Genomic DNA, 2932 nt, shown 5'->3' with positions numbered 1-2932 from the left:
CCTTATCGTCGGCAGCGTCAGATGTGTATAAGACACAGCCGCGTCGCTCCCGCGACCAGGGCCACCTGTCCTTCGAGTGGCTTCATGTCCGTGCTCCCCTTTCACGCGCCACCCTGCATCCCCAATCCTGACAACCCCTGTCATGATTGCCGGCCCAGGCTGCACCTCTCCCGCACCCCAGAGGGCCCATGCGCGCGGATCGCCTCGTCCACCTGTTGATGCGCCTCCAGGCCCGCTCTCGCAGCACCGTGGGCGAGCTGGCGCGCGAGCTCCAGGTCTCCAGCCGCACCGTGCACCGGGACCTGGACGCCCTCTCCACCGCGGGCGTCCCCGTCTACGCCACCCGCGGCGCCACGGGCGGCGTGGCGCTGATGGAGGGCTGGCGCACGCAGCTCACCGGCCTCACCCGCCCGGAGCTCCAGGCCCTGGCCACGGTGGGCGCTCCGGGAGCCCTGGATGACCTGGGCCTGTCCGGACCGCTGCGCACGGGACTGGTGAAGCTGGCCGCGGCCCTCCCCGCCCTCCAGCAGCCCGCGCTGGAGCACGCGCGCCAGCGGCTGCACGTGGACGCCTCCGGCTGGTTCACCGGCCGCGAGCCCCTGCCGCACCTGGGCAAGCTGCGCGACGCCGCCTGGCAGGACCGCCGCGTGTCGCTGAGCTACCAGGACTTCGACGGCGCCCGCTCCCGCCGGACGGTGGACCCCTACGGGCTCGTGATCAAGGCGGACCGCTGGTACCTCGTCGCGGGGACGGACAAGGGCCCGCGCGTCTTCCGGGGCGGGCGCATTGGCGACGTGCGGCTGCGTCCCCAGGGCTTCACCCGCCCGCAGGGCTTCGACCTGCCCGCGTTCTGGAAGGACTGGTGCGCGAAGTTCGCCACCGAGCGCCCCCGCTACGACGTCACGCTCTCCTGCACGCAGGAGGGGGAGGCAGCGCTGCGGAGGATGCGTCCCCCGGCCGACGGTGAGCGCATCGACAAGGCGCCCGCGGCACGCGGTGGGAAGCGGAAGGTGACGCTGGACTTCGAGCGGGAGGCCATCGCGGTCTCCCAGCTGTGCGAAATCGGGGCGGGCGTGGAGGTGCTCGCCCCGGAACCGCTGCGCCAACGGCTGGCCGCGCTGGCGGCCTCACTGCTGGCGCTCTACGGCGGGCCCGGCCGGAAGAGGCCGGGCCGCCGCGCCCGCTAGAAGTGCAGCGGGTGACCCAGCGTGGCCTCGGCGCCCTCGTGCATGATTTCCGAGAGCGTCGGGTGCGCGTGGATGGTGTGGGCCAGCTCCTCGGTGGTGATCTCCAGCTTCATCGCGACGCAGGCCTCGGCGAGCAGCTCCGTGGCGTGCGGCCCGATGATGTGGATGCCCAGCACCTCGTCGTACTTCTTGTCGGAGACGATCTTGATGAGGCCCACCGACTCGTTGGAGATGGCCGACTTGGTGACGGCGCCGAAGGGGGCGATGCCCACCTTCACGTCGTAGCCGCGCTCCTTGGCCTTCTTCTCCGTGAGGCCCACGGACGCCACCTCGGGGTAGCAGTACGTGGCGGACGGGGTCAGGTCGTAATTGATGGGCGCGGGGTTCTTCCCGGCGATGTGCTCCACCACCATCACGCACTCGGCGGAGGCCATGTGCGCCAGCATCGGCGTGGGGATGACGTCGCCAATGGCGTAGACGTTGGGCTCGCTGGTGCGGCACAGCGTGTCGACCTTGATGAAGCCGCGGTCCACCTGGATGGACGTCTTGTTGAGGCCCACGTCCTCGGTGACGGGCGCGCGGCCCACCGCCGACAGGAGGATTTCGGCCTCCAGCGTCTTGGTCTCCTCGCCCACCTTCATGGTGACGCGCACGCCGTCCGCCGTGTGCTCCACCTTCTGCACCGCGGAGCCCGTGTGCACGTCGATGCCGCGGCGGCGGAAGATCTTGTCCAGCTCCTTGGAGATGTCCGCGTCCTCGATGGGGAGCAGCGCGGGCATGTACTCCACGATGGCCGTCTTGCTGCCCACGTGGTTGAACACGGAGGCGAACTCGCAGCCCACCGCGCCCGCGCCCAGGACGATGATGCTCTTGGGGATGCGGTCGATGGTCAGGATGGAGTCACTGTTCATCACCCGCTTGTGGTCCACCGCCACGTTCGGCAGGGACTTGGGCACGGAGCCCGTGGCGATGATGATGTTCTTCGTCTCCAGGGTCTGCTTGGAGCCGTCCTCCGCAGTGACCTCCACCTTGCCCTTGCCGGCAATGCGGCCGTGGCCCTTCACCACGGTGATCTTGTTCTTCTTCATCAGGAAGTCGATGCCGTTGGCACCCTTCGTGACGACCTTGTCCTTGTGCTTCTGGGCGTTGGCCCAGTTCACGGTCGGGTTCGCCACGTCGATGCCGAAGTCGGACGACTCCTTGATGTGGTGGAAGAGCGACGCCGTCCACAGGAGCGACTTGGTGGGGATGCAGCCGCGGTGCAGACACGTGCCACCCAGGCGCTTGTCCTTTTCGATGATGGCCGTCTTCAGCCCGAGCTGGGCCGCGCGGATGGCGCCCACATAGCCGCCAGGACCCGAGCCGATGATCACCACGTCGAAAGTCTCAGCCACACACGCCTCCGGTCATTTTTGCGGATGGAACTCGCGGGCGCTGATAACCCCCGGTCCCGGTCGGAATCAAGGAGTTTGCTCGTGCGTCGCTTCCCGCTCCACACGCTTCTCTTGATGCTAGTAGCGCTGCTGGCGTTCGCGCGCCTCTATTACGTGTCGCATCAAGCCCCGCCCGCTCCGGCCCCCGGGAAGGCGCCGGGCGCGGCCCCTGTGAAGATCACCCCGCCCGACCTGGGCCCCGCCGCGTGCCGGGGCCTGGACGCCGTCCTGGGGGACCTCCTCCAGAGCGACGGAGGCACCGGAGGGGACGCGGGCACGGCCTGGAGTGACGCACGCCGCCAGCTCGGCGAC

At 69.4% G+C, this 2932-nt stretch carries 3 protein-coding genes; 2 read left to right on the top strand and 1 reads right to left on the bottom strand.

Going from position 1 to position 2932, the window contains the following annotated elements:
* The first annotated feature begins 188 nt into the window (after positions 1–188).
* Complete coding sequence (locus D7V80_RS40595; RefSeq protein WP_120593107.1) at positions 189–1187, top strand: YafY family protein; 999 nt, start codon at positions 189–191, stop codon at positions 1185–1187.
* Here D7V80_RS40595 and lpdA read toward each other — a convergent pair.
* Positions 1184–2581, bottom strand: a complete 1398-nt coding sequence (gene lpdA / locus D7V80_RS40590; RefSeq protein WP_014396529.1) for a dihydrolipoyl dehydrogenase — start codon at positions 2579–2581, stop codon at positions 1184–1186. The genes D7V80_RS40595 and lpdA overlap by 4 nt on opposite strands.
* A 114-nt stretch (positions 2582–2695) precedes the next feature.
* Between lpdA and D7V80_RS40585 the strand changes: the two genes are divergently transcribed.
* Positions 2696–2932, top strand: a 237-nt coding sequence (locus D7V80_RS40585) for a hypothetical protein (protein ID WP_199738988.1), incomplete at its 3' end; no start/stop codon positions are given.

The sequence above is a fragment of the Corallococcus sp. CA054B genome, assembly GCF_003611625.1.
GTDB classification, from domain to species: Bacteria; Myxococcota; Myxococcia; order Myxococcales; family Myxococcaceae; genus Corallococcus; species Corallococcus coralloides.
The sequence above is the reverse complement of the archived record's forward strand: the minus strand, read 5'-3'. Positions and strand labels throughout refer to the sequence as shown.